Annotated in this window: 5 protein-coding genes; all 5 read right to left on the minus strand. The window is 44.5% G+C overall.

Going from position 1 to position 3,513, the window contains the following annotated elements; all coding sequences use genetic code 11:
* On the minus strand, positions 1-339 hold a 339-nt coding region (locus VK541_RS21800; protein WP_324372633.1), incomplete at its 3' end, for a hypothetical protein.
* 107 nt (positions 340-446) lie between these two features.
* The gene (locus VK541_RS21805) at positions 447-1,733 is read right to left on the minus strand and encodes a serine hydrolase domain-containing protein (RefSeq protein ID WP_324372634.1); all 1,287 of its coding nucleotides are present in this window, start codon (positions 1,731-1,733) and stop codon (positions 447-449) included.
* Between the two features lie 48 nt (positions 1,734-1,781).
* Positions 1,782-2,096 (minus strand): hypothetical protein, encoded by a 315-nt coding sequence (locus tag VK541_RS21810; RefSeq protein ID WP_324372636.1) that lies wholly within the window; start codon positions 2,094-2,096, stop codon positions 1,782-1,784.
* A 96-nt stretch (positions 2,097-2,192) separates the two neighbouring features.
* Positions 2,193-2,843, minus strand: a complete 651-nt coding sequence (locus VK541_RS21815) for a glycosylhydrolase-like jelly roll fold domain-containing protein (protein ID WP_324372637.1) — start codon at positions 2,841-2,843, stop codon at positions 2,193-2,195.
* The coding region (locus VK541_RS21820; RefSeq protein ID WP_324372638.1) for a glycosyl hydrolase at positions 2,843-3,513 on the minus strand (671 nt) is incomplete at its 5' end. The genes VK541_RS21820 and VK541_RS21815, both read right to left, overlap by 1 nt.

Genomic DNA, 3,513 nt, shown 5'->3' on the forward strand with positions numbered 1-3,513 from the left:
ACAGGGCTTAACTGGCTTTTGCGGAATGCCCTGCTGATAAGGCGGGTAGTAGGAATCATAACCCAGAGAAACTTGCCCCGGGAAAGAAAGTATGACCCTGATCCGCTCAAAAGTCAGCATATATTGTCTGTCTCCTTTTGCGTTAACTTCCTTTAACAGGTACTTGAGGTGATAGCGCCAACTTTCATTATTGGTTTTCCTTCCGGTATCCGACACAAGGACTTCAAACCAGTCCCCCGGTTTCATTTTTGAAAACACATCGCCTTTCTGTGCGAAAAGCAATTGCGGCAGCCAGATCAGTATAAATACTGCAAGGCTCAAGAGTTTTTTCTGTTTCATAATTTAAGATTTGAAACAAAAGAGCAGAAAGAAAGCGGCTAAAATCGGGTTCATTGAGCAGACTGCAGTTATGGCCGATTATTCAGTAAGTATTGTAATGTTTCTTTTCAATTCAAAGCCTGGTAAGTAAGCGCTCTGAACTTTTCTACCACATCACCATGTGAGCTGCTTTGGAGCTGACGGTAAAAAAGCAGCACCATCTTTTCCTTCGGATCTACCCAATACGAAGTCGCAAACGCACCTCCCCAGCTAAAGGTCCCTGCCTGGGCGGGCGTATTGGCGCTGCCTTTTTCTGTTATGATACCAAAACCCAGGCCGAATTTATCATCGCCCAAGTTCAGATCACCAACCTGGTTCATCGTCATCATCCTTACTGTGTTCCGTCCAAGTAGTCTTACGCCATTGTATTCACCGCCATTCAAAAGCATCTGCAAAAATATCGCATAATCCATAATGGGCGCATTCAGGCCGCCGCCGCCGGAATAATAGGTACTGCCCAGCAGGGGATAATTTGACGCAGTCGGTGTATTAAAAATCTTATTTCCTCCTTTAATCAGTTTTCCCTGCGGATCTTCTGTATACATGTTTACCAGCCTGTCCTCTTTGTTTTTAGGAACCGAGAAATAGGTATCTTTCATTCCTAATGGCTGAAATATCCTGGTTTTAAAGAACTCGTTCAGGCTCATGCCCGAAACTATTTCTACTACACATCCCAATAGATCTGTGTTCAATCCATAAGTAAACCGCTGTCCGGGCTGATGCATCAAAGGCAGTGTACCAAGACGTGTCATGGCCTCCAGCAGCGTTCCTTCTTTCACACCGAGCCCAGCGGTAATATTGCTTTTTGCATATACGGCCTTTGCTTCCTGCGATCCGATCTGTGCATAGCCCAGTCCTGAGGTGTGTGTCAGCAAATCTTTGATCGTGATTTCCCTTGCGGCCGGAACCGTAGTATAAGTAGTGTCTTTGGCATTGAACTTATCCAGCACAACTGGTTTATTAAAAGAAGGAATGTATTTTGATACCCGGTCGTTCAACAATAGTTTTCCGTCATCAAACAGCATCATGATGGCAACGCTAGTGATGGCTTTGGTCTGCGAGGCAATCCGGAAAATCCCATCTTTAGGCATTTTTTTCTTTGCTTCGATGTCGTCATAGCCGGCTGCATTATAGTAGGCTATCTTTCCATCCCTGATGATGAGCGCCACAGCGCCGTTCATCCATCCTTTATCTGCCCATTCTTTCATTGCTCCGTCCAGTTTGAGTAACCTTGCAGATGAAAACCCTGCATCTTCAGGTGATCCGGTGGAAATAACTTTACTTTCTTGGGCAAGAACCGGATAGCCTGCAGTAAGATTAAACAATAAACAAACTATAAAAATTCTTTTGAGCATAACGGATCGGTTTGGTATCCTAAAATAAGGAAATAAACCGGTCAAGTCCTAAGACCTGCCGTTAAAGTTGTAAAGAGAAACTTCTTTCCATTTGATATACCCTAATTTGTCACATTGCTCAGTTACCATTGAGGTGACATTTTCAGGCACATCGTTTACGATTTTCCAGCGGATGTTGTATTTGCTGTTGTAGCTGATGTAAATCACCACATCTTCAAACATAGGTTCCACTGACTTCAGGTCCTTGAGGTGAAGACTTTCAAGTTCCTCAGCCAGACGTTTAAGCCTTTCATTCATTACTTTTGCCAGCGGAACGGCCGGCTTTGCATCAGGTTCTATAATTGGGAGTACGGTAACTGTCATCTATCTAATATCTCGGAATACTACAAATATTAGCAAAAGTAATCAATTCCTGAATAGGAATTGACACCAATAGGTAAATAAGTTAAAAATATTAAGTTAGTCTTTTTTTAAAATGGTCACAGGCCCTGACAATCCGGACTTTAACAAAGGCGATGTTTTACTATAATGCTTTATTGTAGTAAAAGTATACCTGCCGCTGCTGCGTGGCAGACCTTTACTCAGCCATTCCGGCCACTGCCCATTTTTTATACCGTCATCAGGCAGAAATTCGTCACCGATTAACCTGTTTGGCCATAAATTGACAACTTCTATTTCTAACTGGTTGCCTTTATTCCTGACTGCAGTGCTGATATCAACGCGCCATGGAGCAGTCCAGAGTACGCCGAGATCCTTTCCGTTTAACCTTACCCTGGCCAGGTTTTTGACTTCTCCGAGATCTAAAAACAGTTCCTCTTTTTTCCCTGAAAAATTCAGCGGCAGATCAAAGGTCTTTTTATAGACCGCCGTGCCCGAATAATACTTAATGCCCTTATCCTCATCTAAGGTCCAGTCATGCAGCCTTTCAAAATCTACAGTCCCGGGCCCTCCCCATTTGGGATCAAAGAATACTTTCCAGTTACCTTGCAAAGTGCTTGCCGTGCTCAGCGATGCAAAATTTTGGGCTCGTTCCGGCCCAGCATTTTCATTTTTTGAAAATACCACAAAAAAGCTTTGATAAGGCTCAAATTGCAATGGTATAGTTGTCATTAGTCCTTCCGTGAAAAATCAGGCAATTTACGGATGCTACCCGTCTGTGCATCCCAAAGCTCGGGAACATCCCCTTTTACACTCCTGAAAATTGCATTTACATTCACCCGCTGGTCTGAGCTGTTGGAAACAAAATATACATCCCGGCCTGCAGACTGGCGGTGTGTATACCTGACGGGTCCGTCAGATTCAAAATCCTGCGCTACCTCCATCGATTTCAATATGGAGGCCGTGAGTTCATAAGCCGGATAAAGGTTGTCCAGCCTGGTTTCCAAAGCGCCGCCATACACCACTTTCCCTTTTTTGAATGCTTTTTCAGTTTGAATAGCAGGAACATCAAGCGATCCCCACAACTCTTTAGCCATATCTTTAACTGCTACATCAAACTCCGGGTAACCTCTTAGCCCCAGAGATTTAACCGGCTGGGAGCCAACCACTACTGCACCCGCAGCTAACAGATCCCGGATCTTTTCCAGTAACTTCGGCGTCATGGTCTTCACGACAGGCAGGACTAAAATGCGATAGGATGCCCCACCCGGAAATACGATCCGGCCATCTTTTACTGAGGCATTGTAAAGCTGTCCCGGCGCGCAGCCGTCGAAATTATAACCTTTTCTGTCAGGCAACATCGCTGTTCCCGCCAAAGCAGACAATGGTGGTCTGAAAACAT

Source organism: Pedobacter sp. (genome assembly GCF_035317785.1).
In the GTDB taxonomy this organism is placed as follows: domain Bacteria; phylum Bacteroidota; class Bacteroidia; order Sphingobacteriales; family Sphingobacteriaceae; genus Pedobacter.